Source organism: Streptomyces sp. O3, from assembly GCF_054788135.1.
On sequence record NZ_JBTVYK010000049.1, the window covers coordinates 1 to 22,702 of the forward strand.

19 protein-coding genes, 1 tRNA gene and 2 pseudogenes are annotated in these 22,702 nt (G+C 72.7%); 10 read left to right on the plus strand and 12 right to left on the minus strand.

Annotated elements, in window-relative coordinates; genetic code table 11:
• Positions 1 to 79: 79 nt before the first annotated feature.
• Together ACX6XY_RS22880 and ACX6XY_RS22885 are read left to right on the plus strand one after the other, a co-directional pair.
• Positions 80 to 1,447: pseudogene (locus tag ACX6XY_RS22880) on the plus strand (response regulator transcription factor); the annotation flags it as partial.
• A gap of 76 nt (positions 1,448 to 1,523) precedes the next feature.
• Positions 1,524 to 2,105 carry an antibiotic biosynthesis monooxygenase gene (locus tag ACX6XY_RS22885; protein ID WP_460333851.1) on the plus strand — a complete coding sequence of 194 codons (582 nt, stop codon included), beginning with the start codon at positions 1,524 to 1,526 and terminating at the stop codon, positions 2,103 to 2,105.
• 6 nt (positions 2,106 to 2,111) lie between these two features.
• On the opposite strand, the gene ACX6XY_RS22890 is transcribed toward ACX6XY_RS22885, so the two are convergent.
• From ACX6XY_RS22890 to ACX6XY_RS22920, 7 genes and pseudogenes are all read right to left on the minus strand, one after another.
• Positions 2,112 to 3,770, minus strand: a complete 1,659-nt coding sequence (locus ACX6XY_RS22890) for a long-chain fatty acid--CoA ligase (protein WP_460333856.1) — start codon at positions 3,768 to 3,770, stop codon at positions 2,112 to 2,114.
• A 234-nt stretch (positions 3,771 to 4,004) separates the two neighbouring features.
• Entirely contained in the window at positions 4,005 to 4,571 is a 567-nt protein-coding gene (locus ACX6XY_RS22895) for a SigE family RNA polymerase sigma factor (RefSeq protein ID WP_460333859.1), read from the minus strand.
• 169 nt (positions 4,572 to 4,740) lie between these two features.
• Complete coding sequence (locus ACX6XY_RS22900; RefSeq protein WP_460333862.1) at positions 4,741 to 5,907, minus strand: lipid-transfer protein; 1,167 nt, start codon at positions 5,905 to 5,907, stop codon at positions 4,741 to 4,743.
• Positions 5,904 to 6,428 (minus strand): MaoC/PaaZ C-terminal domain-containing protein, encoded by a 525-nt coding sequence (locus ACX6XY_RS22905; protein ID WP_460333976.1) that lies wholly within the window; start codon positions 6,426 to 6,428, stop codon positions 5,904 to 5,906. The genes ACX6XY_RS22900 and ACX6XY_RS22905 overlap by 4 nt, the downstream gene beginning before the upstream one ends.
• Positions 6,411 to 7,388, minus strand: a pseudogene (locus ACX6XY_RS22910) (bifunctional MaoC family dehydratase N-terminal/OB-fold nucleic acid binding domain-containing protein); the annotation flags it as partial. The gene ACX6XY_RS22905 and the pseudogene ACX6XY_RS22910, both read right to left, overlap by 18 nt.
• Positions 7,389 to 7,601: 213 nt before the next feature.
• A complete protein-coding gene (locus tag ACX6XY_RS22915) occupies positions 7,602 to 7,913 on the minus strand; it encodes a hypothetical protein (protein ID WP_460333865.1) in 312 nt (103 codons plus the stop codon).
• 271 nt (positions 7,914 to 8,184) lie between these two features.
• The gene (locus ACX6XY_RS22920; protein WP_460333868.1) at positions 8,185 to 9,177 is read right to left on the minus strand and encodes a LysR family transcriptional regulator; all 993 of its coding nucleotides are present in this window, start codon (positions 9,175 to 9,177) and stop codon (positions 8,185 to 8,187) included.
• A gap of 72 nt (positions 9,178 to 9,249) precedes the next feature.
• Between ACX6XY_RS22920 and ACX6XY_RS22925 the strand changes: the two genes are divergently transcribed.
• Entirely contained in the window at positions 9,250 to 10,173 is a 924-nt protein-coding gene (locus tag ACX6XY_RS22925) for a dihydrodipicolinate synthase family protein (RefSeq protein WP_460333871.1), read from the plus strand.
• 115 nt (positions 10,174 to 10,288) lie between these two features.
• Here the strand turns inward: ACX6XY_RS22925 and ACX6XY_RS22930 are convergent.
• Positions 10,289 to 10,373 (minus strand) — tRNA-Ser (locus ACX6XY_RS22930).
• Positions 10,374 to 10,415: 42 nt separating this feature from the next.
• Positions 10,416 to 11,984, minus strand: a complete 1,569-nt coding sequence (locus ACX6XY_RS22935) for a S1C family serine protease (RefSeq protein ID WP_460333874.1) — start codon at positions 11,982 to 11,984, stop codon at positions 10,416 to 10,418.
• Positions 11,985 to 12,135: 151 nt separating this feature from the next.
• Here ACX6XY_RS22935 and ACX6XY_RS22940 point away from each other — a divergent pair, with 151 nt between their 5' ends.
• The 3 genes from ACX6XY_RS22940 to ACX6XY_RS22950 all read left to right on the plus strand — a co-directional run bounded on the left by ACX6XY_RS22940 (position 12,136) and on the right by ACX6XY_RS22950 (position 14,785).
• Entirely contained in the window at positions 12,136 to 12,966 is an 831-nt protein-coding gene (locus tag ACX6XY_RS22940; protein WP_460333877.1) for a glycerophosphodiester phosphodiesterase, read from the plus strand.
• A 102-nt stretch (positions 12,967 to 13,068) separates the two neighbouring features.
• On the plus strand, positions 13,069 to 13,689 hold the full coding sequence (locus tag ACX6XY_RS22945; RefSeq protein ID WP_460333880.1) for an ATP-binding protein: 621 nt from the start codon (positions 13,069 to 13,071) through the stop codon (positions 13,687 to 13,689).
• 115 nt (positions 13,690 to 13,804) lie between these two features.
• On the plus strand, positions 13,805 to 14,785 hold the full coding sequence (locus tag ACX6XY_RS22950; protein WP_460333882.1) for a DUF5926 family protein: 981 nt from the start codon (positions 13,805 to 13,807) through the stop codon (positions 14,783 to 14,785).
• 287 nt (positions 14,786 to 15,072) lie between these two features.
• Here the strand turns inward: ACX6XY_RS22950 and ACX6XY_RS22955 are convergent, their stop codons facing one another.
• Together ACX6XY_RS22955 and ACX6XY_RS22960 are read right to left on the minus strand one after the other, a co-directional pair.
• Positions 15,073 to 15,609: a hypothetical protein gene (locus ACX6XY_RS22955; RefSeq protein ID WP_460333885.1), complete on the minus strand. Its 537-nt coding sequence runs from the start codon at positions 15,607 to 15,609 to the stop codon at positions 15,073 to 15,075.
• A 132-nt stretch (positions 15,610 to 15,741) separates the two neighbouring features.
• A complete protein-coding gene (locus ACX6XY_RS22960; protein WP_460333889.1) occupies positions 15,742 to 16,428 on the minus strand; it encodes a bifunctional DNA primase/polymerase in 687 nt (228 codons plus the stop codon).
• Positions 16,429 to 17,055: 627 nt separating this feature from the next.
• Between ACX6XY_RS22960 and ACX6XY_RS22965 the strand changes: the two genes are divergently transcribed.
• Together ACX6XY_RS22965 and ACX6XY_RS22970 are read left to right on the plus strand one after the other, a co-directional pair.
• The gene (locus ACX6XY_RS22965) at positions 17,056 to 18,504 is read left to right on the plus strand and encodes a PP2C family protein-serine/threonine phosphatase (protein ID WP_460333892.1); all 1,449 of its coding nucleotides are present in this window, start codon (positions 17,056 to 17,058) and stop codon (positions 18,502 to 18,504) included.
• A 78-nt stretch (positions 18,505 to 18,582) separates the two neighbouring features.
• Complete coding sequence (locus ACX6XY_RS22970; protein ID WP_460333895.1) at positions 18,583 to 20,052, plus strand: aminopeptidase P family protein; 1,470 nt, start codon at positions 18,583 to 18,585, stop codon at positions 20,050 to 20,052.
• Positions 20,053 to 20,140: 88 nt separating this feature from the next.
• Here the strand turns inward: ACX6XY_RS22970 and ACX6XY_RS22975 are convergent, their stop codons facing one another.
• Entirely contained in the window at positions 20,141 to 20,602 is a 462-nt protein-coding gene (locus ACX6XY_RS22975; protein ID WP_460333898.1) for an ATP-binding protein, read from the minus strand.
• Positions 20,603 to 20,826: 224 nt separating this feature from the next.
• Between ACX6XY_RS22975 and ACX6XY_RS22980 the strand changes: the two genes are divergently transcribed.
• Positions 20,827 to 21,687, plus strand: a complete 861-nt coding sequence (locus ACX6XY_RS22980) for a hypothetical protein (RefSeq protein ID WP_460333901.1) — start codon at positions 20,827 to 20,829, stop codon at positions 21,685 to 21,687.
• 112 nt (positions 21,688 to 21,799) lie between these two features.
• Positions 21,800 to 22,663 carry a YcnI family copper-binding membrane protein gene (locus tag ACX6XY_RS22985; RefSeq protein WP_460333904.1) on the plus strand — a complete coding sequence of 288 codons (864 nt, stop codon included), beginning with the start codon at positions 21,800 to 21,802 and terminating at the stop codon, positions 22,661 to 22,663.
• The last annotated feature ends 39 nt before the right edge of the window (positions 22,664 to 22,702 follow it).

The window sequence follows — 22,702 nt, forward strand, 5'->3', positions numbered from 1 at the left end:
CCCCCCCCTTTACACGCACAAGACGGCAACCGCGATGACCTGTAGCGTCTCGGGGGCTCGGATTTGTGTATAAGAGACCGCCCCCGCGCCGCAGGCACCGGACGGCGCGGCCGACGCCTCGGGCGAAGCCCCGGCCGCCGCTCCCACCTGGCCGACACCCGCCGCGGGCACCACCGGTACGCAGCGGCGTCTCGCGCAGCCGTTGCCCGCCGAGGCCCCGGCCGATGACGCCAGCGATTCCACGCACGGCAGGTCGATCAGCGTGCGCACCCTGGGGCAGGGCGCCCCGTTCACTCAGCAGCTCGCGGACCAGCAGCACACCCCGCCGCACGGCGTGGCCGACGACCGTGCCGGGGGCCAGCCCCCCGTCGGCTCGGGCCGCCGCCGCAAGCTGGGCACACCGCCCGAGCCCGACGCCAGCCGCGCGGAATCCGCACGCCCCGAGACGCCCCCCGAGCCCCCCGCGACACAGGCGCAGACGCAGGGCCCAGCCCAGCCCCAGGCTCACCCCCAGCCCCAGACGGCCGAGCGGGCGCAGGAGCCCAAGCCCGCCGCCGCGCTCCCGCTGCCGGGTCCCCAGCCCGCACCCCAGCCGCGCCCCGCGGGCCGCGCCTACGCCATCGGCGCGCCCGACGAGGGCGCCGAGGGCCCCGAGCCCCTGGACGGCCCGAACGGCGCCGTCGAGGTGGCCAACCGCCCCCAGCCGCAGCCGATGGACGACGAGCTGCCCCCCGAGCCGCTGGACAACCCGCGCCGCCTGCTGGTCTGGCCCGCGCCCGACACCTCGACCCAGCAGGCGCTCTGCGACCGCGGTTACCGGCCGGTGACCGTGAACTCCCGCGACGAGGTGGACGCGCAGATCGCCGCGTTCCCGGCCGCCCTGTTCGTGGACCCGCTGACCGGGCCCATCACCCGCACGGCGCTCCAGTCGCTGCGCCAGGCGGCCGTCGCCGCCGAGGTCCCCGTACTGGTGACGGCCGGTCTCGGCCAGGCCACCCGCGAAGCGGCGTACGGCGCCGACCCCGCCGTACTGCTGAAGGCGCTCGCGCCGCGCGACAGTGAGCAGCACCCGTCCCGCGTCCTGCTGATCGAGGAGCACGAGGAGATCGCGCTCGCGCTGACGGCGGCCCTGGAACGGCGCGGTATGCAGGTCGCACGGGCCGGAGCCGACACGGACGCGGTGACGCTGGCGACCGAGACACGGCCGAACCTGGTGGTGATGGACCTGATGCAGGTACGCCGCCGACGCGCCGGGATCGTCGACTGGCTGCGGGCCAACGGGCAGCTGAACCGCACCCCTCTGGTCGTCTACACCGCCGCCGTCGACCAGTCGGATCTGCCGAAGCTCGCTTCGGGGGAAACCGTGCTGTTCCTCGCGGAACGCTCCACGAGCGCCGAGGTGCAGGGCCGCATCGTCGACCTGCTGGCGAAGATCGGCACCAACTGACGCCCACGGGCGCTGTTTCACGTGAAACAGGAGTGTGCGAACAAACCGGAGTGCGTGAGCAAGGAGTGTCCCGACCATGAGCACCGAGCCCGACGGCCCCCTTGAGCACCCGACCGTGCCCGCCGACAACGGCGAGGTCACGCTGCTGATCGCCCGTCGGGTCGAGCCGGGCTACGAGGAGTCCTTCGAGAAGTGGGCCCGTGGCATCCTGGACGCCGCCACGGCCATCGCCGGGCACCTCGGGCACGGCTTCTTCCGGCCGTCGGCCGAGGGCGCGCCGTACTTCCTGGTGCACCGGTTCCGGGACGCGGACGCGCTGCGGCGGTGGCAGGAGTCCCCGGAGCGGGCCGAGTGGTTCGCCAACTGCGAGGGGCACTTCCACACCGAGATAGCCCGGCGTGAGCTGACCGGCATGGAGACCTGGTTCGCCAAGCCGGGGTCGGCCCGGCCCGCGCCGCCGCGCTGGAAGATGGCCATCAGCTCCGGACTGGCCATCTTCCCGATCTCGCTGCTCGGCAACGCGGTGCTCGGGCCGCACCTCACGACTCTGCCGCTGGTGCTGCGGACGGCGGTGTTCGCCGCGCTGTTCAGCACCCTGATGACCTATGCGGCCATGCCGACCGTCAGCAGGCTGCTGCGCCGCTGGCTGGACCGCTGAAGCGGGTCACTTCTGGTCGCCGAGCGTGGTCACGTCCAGCTCGCCGTCCGCGTACTGCCGGCGGATCACCTTCTTGTCGAACTTGCCGACGCTCGTCTTCGGCACGGCCGGGATGATCGCCCAGCGCTCCGGCAGCTGCCACTTGGCGATCTTCTCGCCCAGGAAGGTCCGCAGCGCGGCGTAGTCCGCGCTCGCGTCCTCCCGCAGCACCACGGTGGCCAGCGGGCGCTCGCCCCACTTGTCGTCGGGCACGGCGACCACCGCGGCCTCGGCGACCTCGGGGTGGGACATCAGCGCGTTCTCCAGCTCGACGGACGAGATCCACTCGCCGCCGGACTTGATGACGTCCTTGGCGCGGTCGGTGAGCGTGAGATAGCCGTCGGCGGTGATCACGCCGACATCGCCGGTCTTCAGCCAGCCGTCCTCGCTGAACTTGTCGGCGGGGCGGAAGTCCTCGCCGTCCGCGCCGCCGTAGTAGGCGCCCGCGATCCAGGGGCCGCGCACCTCCAGCTCACCGGCCGACTCGCCGTCCCAGGGCAGGTGTTCGCCGCCGGGGCCGACCAGCCGCGCCTCGACACCGGCGGGGAAGCGGCCCTGGGTGAGGCGGTAGGCCATCTCCTCGTCCGCGCCCGCCCCAGCCGGGACGCGGGCGACCGTGCCGAGCGGCGAGGTCTCCGTCATGCCCCAGGCGTGGCAGACCTGGACGCCGAGCTTGTCGTACGCCTCCATCAGCGCGGGCGGGCAGGCCGAGCCGCCGATGGTGACCTGCTTCATGCAGCTGACGTCCCGCGGCTTGGCGGTGAGCTCGGCGAGCAGGCCCTGCCAGATGGTGGGGACGGCTGCGGCGTGCGAGGGGCGCTCGCTCTCGATCATCTCGGCGAGCGGGGCGGGCTGCAGAAAGCGGTCCGGCATCAGCAGGTTCACGCCGGTCATGAAGACCGCGTGGGGCAGTCCCCAGGCGTTCACATGAAACTGCGGGACGACCACCAGGCTGGTGTCGTGGTCAGTGAGGCCCATCGACTGCGCCATGTTGACCTGCATGGCGTGCAGATAGATGGAGCGGTGCGAGTAGACGACTCCCTTGGGGTCGCCGGTGGTGCCGGAGGTGTAGCACATGGCGGCGGCCTGGCGTTCGTCCAGCTCGGGCCAGTCGTAGGTCTCCGGCTTTCCGGCGAGCAGCTCCTCGTACTCGTGCACCTGGACGCTGGCGCCGTCCAGGACGGAGCGGTCGCCGGGGCCGCTGACGATCACATGCTCGACGGGGGCCAGGTGCGGCAGCAGCGGCGCGAGCAGCGGCAGCAGCGAACCGTTGACGATGACCACGCGGTCGGCGGCGTGGTTGACGACCCAGGCCAGTTGCTCAGGGGGCAGCCGGAGGTTGAGGGTGTGCAGCACGGCGCCCATGGCGGGGATGGCGAAGTACGCCTCAAGGTGCTCGGCGTTGTTCCACATGAGGGTCGCGACCCGCTGGTCGCCCTCGACTCCGAGGTCCTCGCGCAGGGCGTGCGCCAGCTGGGCGGCGCGGACGCCGACCTCGGCATAGCTGCGGCGGTGCGGCTCGCTCTCGCCGGTCCACGTCGTGACCTGCGACGTGCCGTGGATGGTCGACCCGTGCCTGAGCAGGCGGGTCACGGTCAGCGGTACGTCCTGCATCGTGCTCAGCACGGCGTCCTCCCGGTGGGCGCTACGGAGCAGTAGGGTTGCGGCTGATTCTCACCGCATACCAGGTGGTATGTCACTAGTAGGAGCCACCGAGAACCAGATCAGCCGACTCCGGACGGCCCGTCACAGCCGGGAAACCGGGACGAACGCGGCGAAACCTCACGAGCTCGCGGAGCCTCGCCGGGTCTCGCGGTACCTCGCCGGGTCTCGTAGAGCCTCGCCGGGTCTCGTGGAGCCTCAGCGAACGGGCCGCAGCTCCGGGGCGTCGCGCAGCTTGCCGAGCGCCCGCGAGACCGCGCTTTTCACCGTGCCGACGGAGACCCCGAGCACCTCGGCGGTCTGCGCCTCGCTCAGGTCCTCGTAGTACCGCAGGACGACCATCGCCCGCTGCCGGGCGGGCAGCTTCATCACCGCGCGCCACATGGCGTCCCTGAGCGCCTGCTGCTCGGCCGGGTCGGCCACCGGCTCCGGGTCCGGCTCCGGCAGCTCGTCACAGGTGAACTCGTCGACCTTGCGCTTGCGCCACTGCGAGGTGCGCGTGTTGAGCAGGGCGCGGCGCACATAGCCGTCGAGGGCCCGGTGGTCCTCGATCCGCTCCCAGGCGACATAGGTCTTGGTGAGCGCCGTCTGCAGCAGGTCCTCGGCGTCGCTGGGGTTGGCGGTCAGCGAACGGGCGGCACGCAGCAGCACGGGCTGGCGGGCCCGCATATACGAGGCGAAGGAGGGATAGGCGGGGGAGTTCACGGCCTTCGACGCGGCCCCCGACGCGGCCTTCGATGCGCTGGCGCAGACAAGCGTGGTCATGGCTCCACGCTAGAAGCGCCCCCTGCCACGGCGGATCGCCCGCAGGTCCCGAAGCGGGGTCCGCCTCAGGTTGTAGGACGGGGGGCGGCTCCACCTCCTGAGGGTGGAGGAGCCGGGGCGCACCCCCCAGGGGTGTTACCTGACAGCGCGGGGGCGTGGCCTGACAGGGTCAGTCGTCCGCCCCCAGAATGAGTCCCGACGTGGGGACCCCGGCACCCGCGGTGACCAGCACCCTGGACGCGTCCGCGATCTGGTTCACCGCGCTCCCGCGCAGCTGGCGCACGGCTTCCGCGACGCCGTTCATCCCGTGCAGATACGCCTCGCCCAACTGCCCCCCGTGGGTGTTGAGCGGCAGCCCCGCGTCGGCGACGAAGTCCGCCGCCTCGCCGCGGCCGCAGAATCCGTACTCCTCCAGTTGCATGAGCACGAACGGGGTGAAGTGGTCGTAGAGGATGCCGACGTCGATCTCGCCGGGCGTGAGCCCCGATGCCCGCCACAGCTGCCGCGCGACCACGCCCGTCTCCGGCAGCCCGCTGAGGTCGTCCCGGTAGAAGCTGGTCATCTGCTCCTGGGCGCGGCCCGCGCCCTGCGCGGCCGCGGTGATCACGGCGGGCCGGTGCGGCAGGTCGCGGGCCCGCTCCAGCGAGGTGACCACCAGGGCCTGCCCGCCATCCGTCTCCTGGCAGCAGTCGAGCAGCCGCAGCGGCTCGGCTATCCAGCGGGACGCCGCGTGGTCGGCGAGGGTGATCGGCCTGCCGTGGAAGTACGCCGCCGGATTGGTCGCCGCGTAGCTCCGGCCCTGGACGGCGACCTGCCCGAACGCCTCAGGCGTCAGCCCGTACGTGTGCAGATAGCGCTGCGCCGCCATGGCCGCCCAGGACGCCGGGGTGAGCAGCCCGAACGGCAGCACCCAGCCGAGCGCGGCGCCCTCCGCCGACGGCTCGCGGCGCTGTACGCCGGAGCCGAAGCGGCGGCCGGAGCGTTCGTTGAACGCCCGGTAGCAGACCACGACGTCGGCGACCCCGGCGGCGACAGCGAGGGCCGCCTGCTGGACGGTGGCGCAGGCCGCGCCGCCGCCGTAGTGGACGCGCGAGAAGAAGGAGAGCTCGCCGATCCCTGCCGCCTGGGCGACGGTGATCTCCGGGCTGGTGTCCATCGTGAAGGTCACCATGCCGTCCACGTCGGCCGGGGTGAGCCCCGCGTCGTCCAGCGCGGCCCGCACCGCCTCGACGGCCAGTTTCAGCTCGCTGCGCCCCGAGTCCTTGGAGAACTCGGTGGCGCCGACGCCGACGACGGCGGCCTTCCCGCCCAGCGAGTCCCGTCCGCGCACGCTCATGCCCCCGCCGCCATCCCCTCGCCTGTATCGACCGTGACCGTGACCGTGCCGGTGACGTGCTGCCCGATGCCGTTGGCCCCGGTGACCTTCACCTGGGCCGCGCCCCCGTCGACCCGAACGACCGTGCCGGTCAACACCATCGTGTCTCCTGGGTAGTTCGGCGCTCCCAGCCGGATAGCCATCTTGCGGAGTACGGCACCGGGGCCGAAGTGGTCGGTGACGTACCGGCCGACCAGGCCGTTGGTGGTGAGGATGTTCATGAAGATGTCCGGCGAACCCTTCTCGGCGGCCGCCACGGCGTCGTGGTGCACATCCTGGTAGTCGCGCGAGGCGATGGCCCCCGAGACGATCAGCAGGCGGGTCACCGGAACCGTGAGCGGCGGCAGCTCGTCCCCGACGCGCACCGGCACGACACCGCGACCGCGCCCGCGCCCGCGCCCGCGATCGTGACCGCCACTGCCGCCACCGCCGCCACCGCCGTCCGTACGGTCTCCCCGCGGTCCGAACACCGGGATCTCCACGTCGTCGTCCACCCGCTGGAACGCGAGCCGTACGGGCATCCCGATCCGCACCTCGTCATGCGGCGCCCCGACCACGTTGCCGACCATCCGCACACCCTCGGCGAGCTCGATCAGCCCGACCGCGTACGGAGGGTCGAAGGCGGGGAAGGGCGGATGGTGCATCACCACGTACGAGTAGACCGTGCCGTCGCCGCTCGCCTCGACCGTGTCCCACGCGTCCGAGCCGCACGCGTTACAGCCGGGCAGCCAGGGAAACCGCGGCCGCCCGCACGCGGTGCACCGCTGGATCAGCAGCCGGTGCTGACGGACGCCCTCCCAGAACCCCTCGTTGTCCCGGTTGACGACGGGACGCGGCCGCTGGGTCCGCGCGGGCCGCTCGCTCTGCGCGGGCCGCTCGCCCCGCGAAGGCCGCTCGCCCCGCGCGGCGGGCCGCTTGGACGGCGGCGCGGGCGCGTACTTGAGGATCCGGAAGCGATGGGTCCCCGCCAGTCGGCCGTTCGCCCGGACGTCCATCCGGGTCGTGACGAAGTGTCCCGTCCCGAGCTTGGTGGTCTTCCGCTCCGACACCGCCTCGATCACCGCGTCGAAGGTGATCTCGTCCCCGACCCGCAGCGGCCGCGGATACTCCTGCTCGCAGTCGGTCGCGACCACCGAGGTGTACCCGGCGCCGTGCAGCAGCGCGGTCAGCTCGTCGTACGCGGCCGACCGACCGGCGCCGTCCCCGGCGCCCTTGGTGTGCCCGGAGAGGCCGCCCATCGTCCAGGCCTGCAGCATGGCCGGCGGCGCGACCGCGTCCGGGCCCGTGTAGGCGGGGTGCGCGTCGCCCATCGCCTCACACCAGTGCCTGATCATCGGCTCGTTGACCGGATCCTTGCCGCGCCCGGCCTCGACCGCGGGCTTTCCCTCGTACGCCCGCAGCCGCTGGTACAACAGCTCGTCGCACCCACCCGAACCGCTCACCGCCGCGCCCTCCCCACCCCGGCCCCCGAGCCAGCCGTCGAACCCCGGACCCTGAGCCAGCCATCACCGCCGACAGATATCTGACTGTCCGTCAGATGTCGGTGGGTGTCAAGGTGAACGCGACTGCGCGGCGGCACAGTTCGTGCCGCCGCGCAGACCCTCACACCACCCCGGTTGCCCGGCCTCCGGGGCCCACCCGGAGGCCGCCCCGCCTCACCAGAGGTTGGTGAAGTTGATGGTGGTGATCTCGTTCGACTGGTCGATCGCCGTGAAGGCGGAACCGTTCACCTGGGCGTTGTTGTTCTGGTTCGTCGCGCCGGAGCCCGTGGCCACCTGCTGGTTGGTCGCGGAGTTGCCGCTGTTGTCGCCGCCGACGCCGCTGCCGATGATGGACGCCACGCTGACGTTCGATCCGTCGTTCGCGAAGCCGCCGTTGTCGGCTGCGGCGACACCGGAGAACAGCGCCATTGTCAGCGGGAGTGCGGCAGCGGCGGCGATCACGCGAGCGGTACGGATGCTTGCCATGTCTTTTCCTCCAGAACCGGCGGGAGCCGGTAAGTGCGGCTTGTGCCAAGGGAGTTGGCCGACTGCCTTGGCGATGTTCACGACGTCGCGAGATCAGAGTTGCCCACCGAATCCCCGGCGAACCACCCCTTGCCGCACCTTTCGCTCGCAAGCGTGACGATGAGTCGATAAACCCCTAACTCTCCCTTTCCCGCTCCCCAGACCGCCCCCAGGGCCGCTCCCCGGTCCGCTCACCCCCGCCCCGCAACGGATGAAGCGTTTCGGCACATTTTCAGCCAATCTCCCTGGACGCCCCCGTCGCCACTCCCGTCGCCACTCCCGCCGCCGCCCCGACCGCCCTGCGCGCCGCCGCCACGAACGCCGCGATCGCCGGGTGCGTGCCGCCGCCCGCGCGGAAGGCGACCTTCGAGCGGCGGAAGAGGGGCAGCCGGGTCAGGACCACGCCGTCCGGGGCGTGTGCGGTGGCCATCTCCGGTACGAAGCCGGCGCCCTGCCCGATCGCGGCCAGCGCCAGGACCGTACGGAAGTCGTTCACCTGGTGGCGGATACGCGGCTGGAAACCGGCCGCCTGGCAGGCGCGTACGGCCATCGCGTGGCCGGTCGTACCGTCGCGGGCCGTGATCCACGGCGCCGCGGCCCACGGTCCGAGCAGCTCCGCCAACGTGCCGCCGCGCACGGCGGGACCAGCGGCGGGACGGACAGCGGGACCGGCGGCGGGAGCACGGTCGGCGGCGTCGCCCGTAGCCAGGTACATCGGCTCGTCCAGCAGAGGCACCTGGTCCACCGTGGTGTCCGGTGACGCGGGAACGAAGTCGTAGTCGTGGACGAGGGCCACATCGAGCTCGCTGGCGCGCAGGCCGTCGGAGACCCGCGCCGAGTCGATCTCCTGCACCATCGGCTCCAGCGCGGGATGCCGCAGGGCCAGTTCGGCCAGCGTGGCGGGCACGATCGCGGGGCCGCCCGAGGGGAACGTCCCGATCCGCAGCGGCCCGCCGACGCCCTCGCGCGCGCCGGCCAGCTCGGATACCGCCAGTTCGAGGCGTTCGAGAACGGCGTCGGCGTGGCCGACGAGGGTACGGCCCGCGGGCGTGAGCACCACCCGTCTGCCGCTGCGCTCCAGCAGGGGCACGCCCGCCTCGCGCTCCAGCACGCCCAGCTGCTGGGAGACGGCCGACGCGGTGAAGGTCAGCGCCTCCGCCACGGCCGCGATGGTGCCGCGGCGGTCCAGTTCGCGCAGCAGGTGGAGTCGTCGAACATCGAGCATAAGGTGAGCTTACGCATAAACAAAGAAACATGAACTGGATCTACTGGGTTGGTGTCGGCCAGGCTGGGGCACATGACGACCGAAGCGAACCTCACCGGCCTGTTCGTTCCTCTGGTGACGCCGTTCACCGACGACCTTCGCCTCGACCCGGACGCGCTCGCCCGCCTCGCCGACGAGGCGCTGTCGACCGGTGGCGCTCGCGGACTCGTCGCCCTGGGCACTACCGCGGAGGCGGCCACGCTGACCGCCGAGGAGAAGCGGGCCGTGATCCGCGTCTGCTCGGCGGCCTGCCGCGCGCACGGCGCCCCGCTGATCGTCGGCGTCGGCACCAACGACACCGCCGCCGCGATCACGACCCTGCGGGAGCTCGCGCAGAGCGGTGACGTCGCCGCGGCGCTGGTTCCCGCGCCGCCCTACACCCGGCCCGGTGAGGCGGGCGCGCTGGCGCACTTCACGGCGCTCGCCGAAGGCGGGGGCCTGCCGCTGGTCGTCTACGACATCCCGTACCGCACCGGCCAGCCCCTCAGCACCGGCGCGCTGAACGCGCTCGGGCACCTGCCGGAGGTCGTCGGGGTCAAGTACGCGACCGGCGTGATCGACGCGGCCGCGATGGAACTGCTCGGCTCGTCCGCGCCGGGCTTCGCGGTGCTCGGCGGCGACGACGCCGTCATCTCGCCGCTGCTCGCGGCGGGCGCGCACGGAGGCATCCTGGCGTCGGCCAATGTCCGCACGGCCGACTTCTCCGAGCTGATCTCGCTGTGGCGGCGCGACGCCGCCGGACCGGCCCGCAGGCTGGGCGCCGAGCTGGCCCGGCTGTCCGCCGCGCTCTTCGCCGAGCCGAACCCGACCGTGATCAAGGGGGTGCTGCACGCCCAGGGCCGCATCCCCAGCCCGGCCGTCCGGCTCCCGCTGCTGGCCGCGTCCGCCGACTCGGTCCGGCGAGCGACGGACCTGGCGGCCACCGCCCGGACCACCGCCCGTACGGCCACGGCCTGACACGGCCCGCGGTCCGCACGCGCCCACCCGCCCGGCACCCACCCGCCCGGTCAAGACGAAGGGGTGCCCCGCGATCGAGGCACCCCTGATGACCAGCGCATACGCTGACCCGCTGCGGTGGGTGTGGGATTTGAACCCACGGAGGCTCGCGCCTCGACGGTTTTCAAGACCGTTCCCTTAGGCCGCTCGGGCAACCCACCCCGCCCCGGCCGTCCGCGCCGGAGCGAGCACAGCCTACCGGCTCAGCTCTCGTCCTTGCTTTCCAGGACCAGTTCGACCGTGTGTTCCTTGCCGTCGCGCAGGTAGGTGAGTTCGACCTTGTCGTTCGGCTGGTAGGTCCAGATCTCGCTGATCAGGGTGGGGCCGCTGTCGATCGCGCGGTCGCCCAGCTTGATGATGACGTCGCCCGGCCTGAGGCCCGCCTTGTCCGCGGGGCCGCCCTTGAGGATCGGGTCCGTGTTGTCCGCGCCCTCTTCCGGGATGCGGGCGCCGTCGCGGGCGTTCTCCAGGGTGATGACCGAGGCGCCGATCATCGGGTAGACGGCCTTGCCCGTCTTGATCAGCTGCTCGGCGACGTTCTTCGCCTGGTTGATCGGGATCGCGAAGCCCAGGCCGATCGACCCGGCCTGGCCGCCGATGCCGCCGCTGGTGGACTGGATGGCGGAGTTGACGCCGATCACCGCGCCGCGGGCATCGAGGAGCGGGCCGCCGGAGTTGCCCGGATTGATGGAGGCGTCGGTCTGCAGGGCGCTCATATAGGAGTTCTTGCTCGTACCGCTGCCGTCGCTGGAGGACACCGGGCGGTTCTTGGCGCTGACGATGCCCGTGGTGACGGTGTTGGAGAGCCCGAAGGGCGCGCCGATCGCGATCGACGAGTCGCCGACGGCCACCTTGTCGGAGTCGCCGAGCGGCAGCGGGGTCAGGCCCTCGGCGTTCTTCAGCTTCAGCACGGCGACGTCGTAGCCCTGAGCCCGGCCGATCACCTCGGCGTCGTACTTCTTGCCGCTGGCGAAGGTCGCGGAGACCTTGCCGCTGTCGGCCGCCGACGCCACCACGTGGTTGTTGGTGAGGATGTGGCCTTCCTTGTCGTACACGAAGCCGGTGCCCGTGCCGCCACCGCCGCGGCCGCCCTCCGCGTCGATGGTGACGACGCTCGGCAGCGCCTTCGCCGCGATGTCCGCGATCGAGCCCTCTTCACGCTTGAGGTCGGCCGGGGTCTGCGAGGCCGAGACGGTGGTGGAGGTCGGGGTGTCCACGTCGTTGCGCTCGGCCGCCCAGTAGCCGACGCCGCCGCCGACGCCGCCCGCGAGCAGTGCGGCGGCCAGCACCGCGGCGACCAGGCCGCCTCTGCCCCTGCCCTGGCCGGGTCCTGGCGGCTGGGGCGGCTGGTAGGAGGCGCCCCAGCCGTGCCCGCCACCGCCGCCGCCGACGCCAGCGGCGTTCGTGTACGCGGGGACGGCTGGCGGGACGGGGGGCCAGGTGGCCGTGGGTTCCGTTCCCGTGCCGGGGCCCGCGCCCACTCCGGGACTGGGGCTCGGGGCCGCTACCGGGCCGGGGTCCGGAACGGTTTCCGGGACTGGTCCGGGTACGGGTACGGGGGCTGACCCCGGCTCGGGGGGCGGGCCCGATTCGGGCGAGGGGCCCGGCTCAGGGGACGGTCCCAGCTTGGGGGACGGTCCCGCCGTTGGCTCGGCGGCCGATGACGACGACGGCGGCGGCGGGGGCCCGTCGGGAGTGGCCGCGGGAGGCACGGGAGGGGTGGACGGGGCGGGCGGTACCGCGTTGTCCTTGTCCTCGTTCTCGGTGCTCACAGCTCTCTCCTCGGTCCACGATGCGGCCTGCGCGGGTATGCCATCAGCTTTTCCCACCGGGCGTCAGAGCACCATAAGCGGCACCTGTGCGTCCGCCGCCTGGCTTACCACCTGTACCACCGCACACCCTCAAGGGTGACACCATGACGCCGTGACTTCCGCTCCACAGACCCCGGCCGACGGCCCGGTTCCGCAGCCGCACCCGCACCCGCACCCGCCCCGCGTCGTCGCCCACCGAGGCGCGTCCGACGACGCGCCCGAGCACACGCTCGACGCGTACAAGAAGGCCATCGAGTACGGCGCCGACGCGCTCGAATGCGATGTACGGCTGACCGCCGACGGCCACCTGGTGTGCGTGCACGACCGCCGCGTCAACCGTACGTCGAACGGCCGCGGCGCCGTCTCGGCCCTGGAGCTCGCCGAGCTCGCCGCCCTGGACTTCGGCTCCTGGAAGAACCGCGAGGACGGTCCGGAATGGGAGGACACCTCCGTCCTCACCCTGGAGCGGCTGCTCGAACTCGTCGCCGACGCGGGCCGCCGGGTCGAACTGGCCATCGAGACCAAGCACCCCACGCGCTGGGCGGGACGGGTCGAGGAGCGGCTGCTGCACCTGCTCAAGCGGTTCGGCCTGGACGCCCCGGAGGCGGCCGCCGATTCGCCGGTACGGATCATGAGCTTCTCCGCGCGGTCGCTGCACCGGGTCCGGGCCGCGGCCCCCGCCCTCCCGACCGTCTACCTGATGCAGTTCGTCACACCGCGGCTGCGCGACGGCCGCCTGCCCGAAGGGGTCGGCATCGCGGGCCCCGGCATGCGGATCGTCCGCAACCACCCCGGCTACATCGAGAAGCTCCAGCGCGCCGGGAACCAGGTCCACGTGTGGACCGTGAACGAACCCGAAGACGTGGAGCTGTGCGCCCGGCTCGGCATCGACGCGGTCATCACCAACCGGCCACGTGAGGTGCTGCGCCAACTCGGCCGGTAGGCCACCCGGCGACTCCTGAGCATGTGACCGCTGTCACAGAACGAACTCCCGCCACTCACGCAGAGTGCCCCGGCGCGTTCGGTGCGTGTTCGATCGTGACAAGTGCGTCACCAGGCGTGTGTGGGGCGGTTTCCGGCCCGGCCTCATGGGGCATTCACACCGTGGCGTGGGGCGAAGGAGGTCTCGGGGGTGGCGTTGGTGGTGGCACAGGAGGTGCCCGCGTCTTCGAGCATGGCCGTACTCCATGGCCCTGCGGGCGTCGGGCAGGCGAGACACCGGATGCGTGACGAGCTGCGGGTCACCGGGGTGTCGGATTCGGTCATCGACGATGCCGTTCTCATCCTTTCCGAACTGCTCAGCAACGCCTGTCGGCACGGCAGACCGCTGAGCAACGGCTCGGCGGCCGACGGCGGCGACGTACGGGCCGCCTGGCGGGTCGACGCGGCGGGTCGGCTGACGGTGGAAGTGACGGACGGCGGTGGTCCGACCCGCCCGGTTCCGGCCACGCCCTCGGTCACCGCGCGCGGCGGCCGTGGGCTCCACATCATCACCGCGCTGGCCGAGGAGTGGGGCGTCCGTGACGACGCGCCCGGAGAAGTCACCGTGTGGGTGGTCATCGCGAGCGGGCACCGGCACGACGATTTCGCTACGCGCGTCGCGAGCCCGTCGGCCATCGCCGCCGCGGAGCTGCAGTTCGCCGACCCGTTCGACGACCTCGGCTGACGCCAGGGCCTGTTGCCCCGGCCCCCGGCCCCGGCCCCCGGCATGCCTGCTCATCGGGTACGAGCGGATAGGCTCGCCGCCGTACGCAGTGAGCGGAGACCGGGAGACAGCCACCATGGCCAAGAAGCGCCCCCAGACCAAGGGCAAGGGCAAGCCGCAGAGCACGCCGCAGATCACTGACGGCGAGATCCCGGTCGTCGGCGCCCGCGAACCCTGCCCCTGCGGCTCCGGCCGCCGGTACAAGGCCTGCCACGGCCGCACCGCCTCGCACGCCGTGACCGAGCTGGTGCACCGCCCCTTCGAGGGGCTGCCCGGCGAGTGCGACTGGGTCGCGCTGCGCGAACTGGTACCGGCCGCCACGGTCGAGCTCCCGCTGAAGGACGCGCTGCCGGACGGCGTCCCCTCCGTCACCCTCGCCACGGTGCTGCCGATGGCCTGGCCCGCCCTGCGCCGCGACGACGGCTCGGTGCTGATCGGCCTGCAGAACGACACCGCGTCCGGCGACCTGAGCCGCGACCTGGCCGACACCCTGCGGCGCGCCCTGGAGGCCGAGCCCGGCAACCCGGTCGCGGCCCGCCGCGCACCGGCCGACGGGCCGCGGCTGCAGGACCTGCTCGACCCGAAGGGCGATTTCGAGCCGGTCGTTCACGAGGGCTTCGAGTTCTGGGTGCCCGACTCGGAGCACAGCACCCCTGAGGTTTCGGCCTCTTTGGAGCGGGCGAACGCCGCCGCCATCCCGACCGTCAGGCTCACCGGCGTCGACGCCGCGTACTGGTGCGAGACCCCGGAGAAGAACCACCTGCGCTGGGTCATGCCACACCCCGAGGAGCAGCTGCTCGACGCGCTGGCCCGGCTGCACGCTGCGGGCGAGTCGAGCCTCGGCGACGGCACCCGGCTGGTCGGCTCGTTCCGGGCGCACGGCCTGATGGTCCCGGTCTGGGATCTGCCGAGCGAGGTGCGCGCCGCCGACGTCGAGCAGCCGGCCGCCGCCTTCGCCGAGCGCCTCGCGGTGGCGCTCGCCAGCGACGCGCCGCTCACCGCCGAGGAGCGACGGGCCCGTGGCGGACTCACCAACCGCCAGGTCACCCTCAGCTGACGCCCCCTGCCGGTCCTGTTCCGGGAAGCCGGACAGGACCGGCAGGAGCGGGCGAAGCCCGGCAGGGGGCACAGGACAGACACGGCGGGACGTATGACCCCTGTCACAACTCCCCGTGTCCACAGGTGAATCCGTGTCCGAATAGCCGACCTCGAATTTGCGAACCACCGATCTCTTGTTACGGTTCAGATAGCCCGGTCGCTGGTGCATCCCCCGTCGCCAGCGACCGGGCCCTTGTTTTTCTCCCGCGGCCCCGAGGGCGCTGGTGATCCTCAACGCCCGTTCACTCAGGCGGGGTTGCTCCCCACGCGCAGCAGAAGCCCCGGCTGCCGCTCGGGTGAGGCGAACTCCGCCACCGCCGTATAGGCCGACCGGCCGCCCGCGGTCCGCTCCCTGGGCGTGTCACAGGCTCCGGGTCCGTCTCCGGCCGCCACCGCGCAGTGCGTCTGCACGCTGCGCCCGCCGGGGCCCAGCAGCGACAGCGCGGCACGCAGCCGCTCGCCCGTCGCGTTGCGATAGTACGTGCGCGCCCAGGTCCGCTCGTCCTGGAACAGGACACAGGTCTGCGCCTCGATCCCGTCGGGCGAGGCGAGTTCGGGCCCGCACCGCTCGGCGCCCGCGACGCGACGACCGGACTCGGGCCCGTCGCCCTCTCCGGCCCCGGCACCACGCTCAGCGGCGTCAGCGCTCCCGGTGGCGGCCTCGGCCCGCACCGGCGCGGGTGCCCCGTCCTCCGCCGTCTGGCCCGCGAACGCCCCGGCCAGCGGAAGCAGCACGGCGAGCGCCACGACGGCCGTCAGCATCGCCACCCGAACTCGCTTCATCGCACCCACCCGCTCGCACCCGTTCGTCCCGCTCGCACGCATTCGCCCAGGTCCTGTCGGCCTAGGCCCTGCCCGCCGGACAGACCCTAGCGGCGGATGACGGAGCCGGGGCGCGGCGCGCGCCCGCGGCCCCTAGAACTCGGGCGCGCTCACACCCGTACGAGTGAGGGTCTCGACGAGGACGTCCACCACGGCCTCCACATCGGGCAGCCAGGGCGTCGCGGAGCCGGGCAGCGGCGCGAGCGCCCAGCGGACCTGGCCCTGTCCGATCTCCGACGGCGGCAGCGCCACATAGCCGCCCTCGCTGTGGAAGCGCAGCGAGCTCGGCACCCAGTCCTTGTCGTACAGCAGCTCGCCGAGCTGCTCCATGGAGTACGGCGCCACCAGCAGGAACCAGCGGTCCGGCGTGGCGACGACCGGGCCGAGCCGGACGCCCGCGCCGCGCAGTTCGGCCAGCGCGGCGGCGGCCGCGACGGCGGGCAGGCTGATCGCGCACGGGCCGGGGCGGCCGGTCGCCAGGACGATCGGGGCGGTGGGGCGGTTGGTCCACCACCAGCGCACCATGCGCGCGTCGGTGGTCGCGGCGAGGAGGCCGGGGTCGAAGGGGTGACCGCCGGGTACCGCGCACCGCGCGTCCGGGCAGGCACAGCCGCAGGAGCGGGAGGAGCTCCGCCTCCCCGCGCCGGGGAGCTGGCCCACGCCGGGGAGCACGGGCCACTGCCACGCGGTGGCGAAGGTCAGGGCCGCGCCGATGAGATCAGGCCTCCCGCGTCCTCGCTTCGACAGGAGCCTGCGTCGCCTTCCGGGGATCTCGCGCATGAGCGCTCGTTCCTTTCCGTTGAACGCCGAGGGCCACAACACACCCTGTGTGCATGAGTTCACCGTGCGTATCACTGTGCGTACAAGTCAGCGGATCACACTCCCACCGTTGAGCACTGCCGAGTCGAGCACTGCCGAGTAGAGCACTGTCGAGTCGAGCTTGGACGGTACGAGCTTTGGCCTGGTACCTCTTGCGGCATGGCGGTGGGTGGCGCACGCATGGCGCTTGCCGCCCGCTTGCGAAATCCCGCCGTGGCGGCTGGAACACGGCCGTCGTCTGTTAGGACGTTCGGGCTCGCCATCTGGTTCAGAGCCAGCGTCAACTGCCCCTGGCCTTCCACCAGTACGTACCCCGCACGGCCGCCGTGACGCGCTGTCGAACGGTGCCAGTCGACCGCAACGCGTAGTCATCGTGGACCATTTTCCGCCAGATTCTGTTTCTTGCCCAGGGGTCACTCGCATCTCTTTCAGCGCTCTTGACACCAGGAATCCCCGCAGGACAATGCTGGACATCCCCTCTCCAGTCCGTGTAGATGTGGAGCCATTGCCAGCGGCGCAGAAGACTTGGGGGTTTGCGATGCTTTTGGGCAGTACGAGCAAAACGCGCCGGTCGGAAAGCCGGTCATCATGAACGCCCCGCACCTTCCGAAAGTGGCTGGAATCGATTCCACGGTTCCACCCCCCGCACACACTGTGGCGTCGGCCGCCGAATCGTCGTCGCCGGAAGCAGTCACCCCACTCGACCCACCCGACCCGGCCGATCCACTGGACCCAGCGGCCCCGGCCATCCCGCTCGCTCCCCCGGTCGCCGTCCTCCAGGACCGGCTCGCGGGCTGGGTCTCCGACCTCACCACCCTGCACGAACTGACCGAGCGGCTCGCCCGCACCGCGGACCTGGACGACGCGCTCCGGGAGATCGTGCGCGCCGGAGCCGCCCTGGTCGGCGCCCGCCGCGGACTGGTCGTCCTGGAACCCGCCGACGGGCTGGGCCCCGACAGCACGGTCGGCCTCGGCCTCGCGCACGCCGACCTCGGGCACATCGAGACCATCCCGCGCAGCGTCACCTCGTACGGCCGCATCCTGGACGGACTGCCGGACGCCGACAGCGAGATCGCCAGCCCCGACCTGCTCGCCGACGACGGCCTCGACCCGCGCCACCGCGAGGTCGCCGCCCGCCTCGGCTACGCCGCGAGCTACGCCGTACCCCTGGCGGGCGAAGCGGCGGGACGGCTCGGCGCGGCGGTGTGGCTGTACGACGAACCCGCCGAGCCCGGCGAGCGCCAGCGCCACCTGATCGGCCTCTACACGCGGTACGCGACCGAGCACCTGGCCCGGCTGCTCGAACTGGAGCGGGCCCGCACCCAGGTCGCCACGCTCGCCGACGAGCTGCTGCCCAGCCGTCTGCCCCGAGTGGCCGGAGTGCGGCTCGCCGCCCGGCACCGCACGGGACCGCGCGGCGGCGGCGACTGGTACGACGCGCTGCCGCTGCCGGAGGGCGCGCTGGGCCTCGCGGTCGGCTCGGTCACCGGCGCCGGGCCCAGCGCGGTCGCCGCGATGGGACGGCTGCGGGCGTCCCTGCGGGCGTACGCCGTGATAGAGGGCGAGGACCCGGTGGCCGTCCTGTCCGACCTGGAGCTGCTGCTGCGGCTGACCGAGCCCGCGCGCAGCGCGACCGCCCTCTTCGCGTACTGCGAGCCGGGGCCGCGCAAGATCGTGCTGGCCGGTGCGGGCCACGCGCCGCCGCTGATCGTCGGCGAGCGGCGCACCGAGTTCGCGGAGACCTCGCTCTCGGCGCCGCTGGGGATGCTCGCCTGCTGGGAGGCGCCCAGCGTGGAGTTCTCGCCCGAGCCCGGAGAAACGGTGCTGCTGTATACGGACGGGCTGCTGCACCGTACCGGCGACGCCATGGACCGGGCCTTCGCCCGGCTGCACTCGGCGGCCGCGAGCGTGCCCAGGTCGCTCCGGGACGACCCCGGCGCGATCGCGGACCACGTCCTGCGGACCGTGCTCCCGGACGACCTGGACGCGGCCGAAGGACGGGAGGACGTGGTTCTGCTCGCCGCCCGTTTTGACTGATTCCTCACACGCCACGGGACCGTCTTGCCTGCGGATTTACGATGGAAGACGGTCCAGTGTCGTATCGAGGAGGCAGTCGTGTCGGATGAGCTCACCCCAGAAGCCCCGGAGACCCCGGAAGGCTCTGCCGAGCAGCCGATCAAGCAGCGGAAGAACGGCCTGTATCCGGGGGTGTCCGACGAGCTCACCGAGAACATGCGGTCCGGCTGGGCCGACACCGAGCTCCGCGACCTGGAGCCGATCGAGCAGGCCGAGCACACCGCGCGCCGCCGCGCCGCGCTCTCGGCGCGCTTCCCCGGCGAGCGCCTGGTGATCCCCGCGGGCAACCTGAAGACCCGCTCCAACGACACCGAGTACCCCTTCCGTTCGTCGGTCGAGTACACGTACCTCACCGGCGACCAGACCGAGGACAGCGTGCTGGTGCTCGAACCGGCCGCCGACGGCCACCGGGCCACGGTCTACCGGCTGCCCCGCTCCAACCGCGAGAACGGCGAGTTCTGGCTGAAGGGCGACGGCGAGCTGTGGGTCGGCCGCCGCAACTCCCTCTCCGAGGCCGAGCGCCTGCTCGGCATCCCCACCGCCGACGTACGCGAGCTCCCGGAGCGGCTGGCCGAGGCCACCGGACCGGTCCGGGTCGTCCGCGGCTACGACGCCGGGATCCAGAGCGCCCTGGCCGACAAGGTCACCGCGGAGACCGACGAGGAGCTGCGGGTCTTCCTGTCCGAGGCCCGTGTCATCAAGGACGACTTCGAGGTCGGCGAGCTGCAGAAGGCCGTCGACTCCACGGTCCGCGGCTTCGAGGACGTGGTACGCGTCCTCGACAAGGCCGAGGCCACCAGCGAGCGCTACATCGAGGGCACCTTCTTCCTCCGCGCGCGCGTGGAGGGCAACGACGTCGGGTACGGCTCGATCTGCGCCGCCGGCCCGCACGCCACCACGCTGCACTGGGTGCGCAACGACGGCCCGGTCCGCTCCGGCGACCTGCTGCTCCTGGACGCGGGCGTGGAGACGCACTCCCTCTACACCGCGGACGTCACCCGTACGCTGCCGGTCAACGGCCGCTTCAGCGACCTCCAGCGCAAGATCTACGACGCCGTGTACGAGGCCCAGGAGGCCGGTATCGCGGCGGTCAAGCCGGGCGGCAAGTACCGCGACTTCCACGACGCCGCGCAGCAGGTGCTCGCCGCCAGGCTGGTCGAGTGGGGCCTGGTCGAGGGCCCGGTGGAGCGCGTACTGGAGCTGGGGCTGCAGCGCCGCTGGACCCTGCACGGCACCGGCCACATGCTCGGCATGGACGTCCACGACTGCGCGGCCGCGCGCACCGAGGCGTACGTGGACGGCACGCTTGAGCCGGGCATGTGCCTGACCGTCGAGCCGGGGCTGTACTTCCAGGCGGACGACCTGACCGTGCCCGAGGAGTACCGGGGGATCGGCGTCCGGATCGAGGACGACATCCTGGTGACCGAGGACGGCAACCGCAATCTGTCGGACGCGCTGCCGCGGCGGGCGGACGAGGTCGAGGCGTGGATGGCGCGGCTCAAGGGCTGAGCGACTCCGGGACGGCGTTTCCGTGACGTTGGGGCGGTCGGGTGCTTGGAGGCACCCGGCCGCCCTTTCGTTACCGGCCGCCTCTCCTTCACACCGCGGCGAGCGGGGCCCCTTCGCGCCACTTGAGGATCTTCTCGAAGCTGACCACCGCGCCACCCCGGCCGGGATCGCTGCCGAAGGAGACGCGGTCGGCCAGCTCCTCGATCAGGAACAGGCCCCGCCCGTGCTCGTCCGCCGCGTCGGGACCGGGCCGCTCGGAACGGGGAGCCTGGGCGACGGGGAAGCCGGGGCCCGAGTCGGTGACCTCGATATGACACCGCTGGTCGTCGAGGAACGCGGTCACCCGGTACGCGTCGGCGCGGCCGCCCGGCGCGCGCCCGCCGCAGCCGTGCTCCACGGCGTTCGCACAGGCCTCGCTGAGCGCGAGCGAGAGATCGTACGAGACATCGGGGTCGACGCCCGCGCTCTCCATCGTGCCGAGCAGCAGACGGCGGGCCAGCGGGACGCTCGCGGACTCGCACCGCAAGTGGAGTGACCACCAGATGCTCATGCGGCAGCCTCCCGGCCGTAGCTCGACATACCGATACGTATTGCCCCGCGAGACGACGAGTAAGCGCCGGGCGAACGTGATACCGCCCATATGGCGGACGCGCCGACCGGCCGTACCGGTGTATCGAGCACCGCGAGAAGCCGCCGCGGGGCGGAACACGACCTTCCCGACCTTGCGGACCTGCCGTATGTACCGGGTAAGGCCAGTGCGATGATGACCCCGTCATGCCTGCCCCCTACGCGCGCGTCATGCGTACCGGACCCGGCCTCCGGCTGCTGCGGGCCGCGGTGTTCGCCGCGGTCTGCGTCGCGCTGTCCGCGGGCGGGCACACCCTCGCCTCCAGCGCCACCGTCCCGCTGTGGACGCTCGGCGTGGGCTTCGCCACCGTGTTCGCGGTGGCGGCGCCGCTCGCGGGGCGGGACCGTACCCTGCCGGGGATCGCCGCCGCGCTCGCGGTCGGGCAGCTCTGGCTGCACACGGTCTTCGGGGCCGGACAGCAGCACGCCGCGCGGATGGCCGCGGACGCCGCGCTGACGGACGCCTCACTCACGGACGCCGCGCTGATCGAGCGCGCCGCGCGCCTGGTCTGCGGAGCGTCGACAGCGGCGCTCAGCCCCACCCAGGCCTACCAGATCCTGGTGAACGCCCGGCTCGAACCGGGCGGCGCACCGCTCGCTTCCGCCGACGCCGCCGACACCGCCGCGGCGTCGGGCGGGTACGCGGGCCAATCGGCGCTCGACTCGCTGAGCCACTGTGCGGGGCTGCTGCCCAACCTGCCCATGCTGCTCGGCCACCTGCTCGCCGCGCTCACCGCGGGCTGGCTGCTGCGCCGGGGCGATCTGGCCCTGCTGCGGCTGTCCGAGCTTCCGCTGTACGGGGTCGCCGAACTCGCGCTCGTACGGTCGCTGCGCGCCGCCCTGTCGCTCGTACGGGCGCTGACGGGCGGGCTGCTCGGGGCCCCCGAGACCGGCCCGCGGCCGCCGCGCACCGGGCGCTTCGCGCAACCACGGCCGCCCGTGGCCGCGCTCCAGCACACGGTGACCCGGCGCGGGCCGCCGCCCGCCGGGCTCGTTCTCGCCGCCTGACGCGGCACTCCCCCGGACAGGGTTCGGACGGGTGACGCGTCGCGCTCGCGCGTGCCCCACAGCCGCGTATCCGACATCACCCCCAAACCACCCACTGTGGAGTGTTTCCGCCATGGCTCTGTCTCTTCCGACGTCCGACTCCCGCTCCCGTACGGCCCCCCGCTCCCGTACCGCCCCGCGGCTCGCCGCCGTCGCCACCGCCGCCGTCGGCGCCGTCGTCCTGCTGGCCGGACCGGCCGCCGCGCACGTCACCGTGCAGCCGCAGGGCGAGGCCGGCAAGGGCTCGTACGCCACCGTCAACTTCAAGGTGCCGAACGAGCGCGACAACGCCTCGACCGTGAAGCTCGAAGTCTCCTTCCCGACCGACCACCCGCTCGCCTCCGTGATGCCGCAGCCGGTGCCCGGCTGGGAGGCGAAGGTCACCGTCTCCAAGCTGGACAAGCCGCTGGATCTGCACGGCAAGAAGATCGACGAGGCCGTCTCCAAGGTCACCTGGACCGCCACCGGCAAGGGCGAGGACGCGGGCATCCAGCCCGGCACCTTCCAGCAGTTCCCGCTCTCCATGGGGCGGCTGCCGGAGGACGCCGACCAGCTGGTGTTCAAGGCCCTCCAGACGTACTCGAACGACGAGGTCGTGCGCTGGATCGAGGAGCCGAAGGAGGGCGGCGACGAGCCCGACTCGCCCGCGCCCGTCCTCGCGCTGAGCGAGGGCGAGGACGGCCACGGCCACGGCGCGGCCGCCGACACCGCGTCCGATGAGTCGGACCAGTCCGACAAGGGCGCGGGCGACGCCAAGGCCGGGTCCGAGTCCGACGCCGACTCCGACGCCGACTCCGACTCCGACGCCGCCGAGCAGACCGCGTCGGCCGACAGCAGCGACGGCCTCGCCCGTGGTCTGGGCATCGCGGGCATCCTCGTCGGCGCCGCCGGCGTCGCCTTCGGCGTGCTGGCCGGGCGTCGCCGTACCACCGACTGACCCGCCCCGAACTCCCGGAACCCCGGCGCACGCCGAAGG

Bases quoted from the DNA above. Each gene is read 5' to 3' on its own strand.
- ACX6XY_RS22885 (WP_460333851.1), top strand. From the start codon at position 1,524: ATGAGCACCGAGCCCGACGGCCCCCTTGAGCACCCGACCGTGCCCGCC.
- ACX6XY_RS22895 (WP_460333859.1), bottom strand. From the start codon at position 4,571: ATGACCACGCTTGTCTGCGCCAGCGCATCGAAGGCCGCGTCGGGGGCC.
- ACX6XY_RS22900 (WP_460333862.1), bottom strand. From the start codon at position 5,907: ATGAGCGTGCGCGGACGGGACTCGCTGGGCGGGAAGGCCGCCGTCGTC.
- ACX6XY_RS22915 (WP_460333865.1), bottom strand. From the start codon at position 7,913: ATGGCAAGCATCCGTACCGCTCGCGTGATCGCCGCCGCTGCCGCACTC.
- ACX6XY_RS22920 (WP_460333868.1), bottom strand. From the start codon at position 9,177: ATGCTCGATGTTCGACGACTCCACCTGCTGCGCGAACTGGACCGCCGC.
- ACX6XY_RS22925 (WP_460333871.1), top strand. From the start codon at position 9,250: ATGACGACCGAAGCGAACCTCACCGGCCTGTTCGTTCCTCTGGTGACG.
- ACX6XY_RS22950 (WP_460333882.1), top strand. From the start codon at position 13,805: ATGGCCAAGAAGCGCCCCCAGACCAAGGGCAAGGGCAAGCCGCAGAGC.
- ACX6XY_RS22955 (WP_460333885.1), bottom strand. From the start codon at position 15,609: ATGAAGCGAGTTCGGGTGGCGATGCTGACGGCCGTCGTGGCGCTCGCC.
- ACX6XY_RS22960 (WP_460333889.1), bottom strand. From the start codon at position 16,428: ATGCGCGAGATCCCCGGAAGGCGACGCAGGCTCCTGTCGAAGCGAGGA.
- ACX6XY_RS22965 (WP_460333892.1), top strand. From the start codon at position 17,056: ATGAACGCCCCGCACCTTCCGAAAGTGGCTGGAATCGATTCCACGGTT.
- ACX6XY_RS22975 (WP_460333898.1), bottom strand. From the start codon at position 20,602: ATGAGCATCTGGTGGTCACTCCACTTGCGGTGCGAGTCCGCGAGCGTC.
- ACX6XY_RS22980 (WP_460333901.1), top strand. From the start codon at position 20,827: ATGCCTGCCCCCTACGCGCGCGTCATGCGTACCGGACCCGGCCTCCGG.
- ACX6XY_RS22985 (WP_460333904.1), top strand. From the start codon at position 21,800: ATGGCTCTGTCTCTTCCGACGTCCGACTCCCGCTCCCGTACGGCCCCC.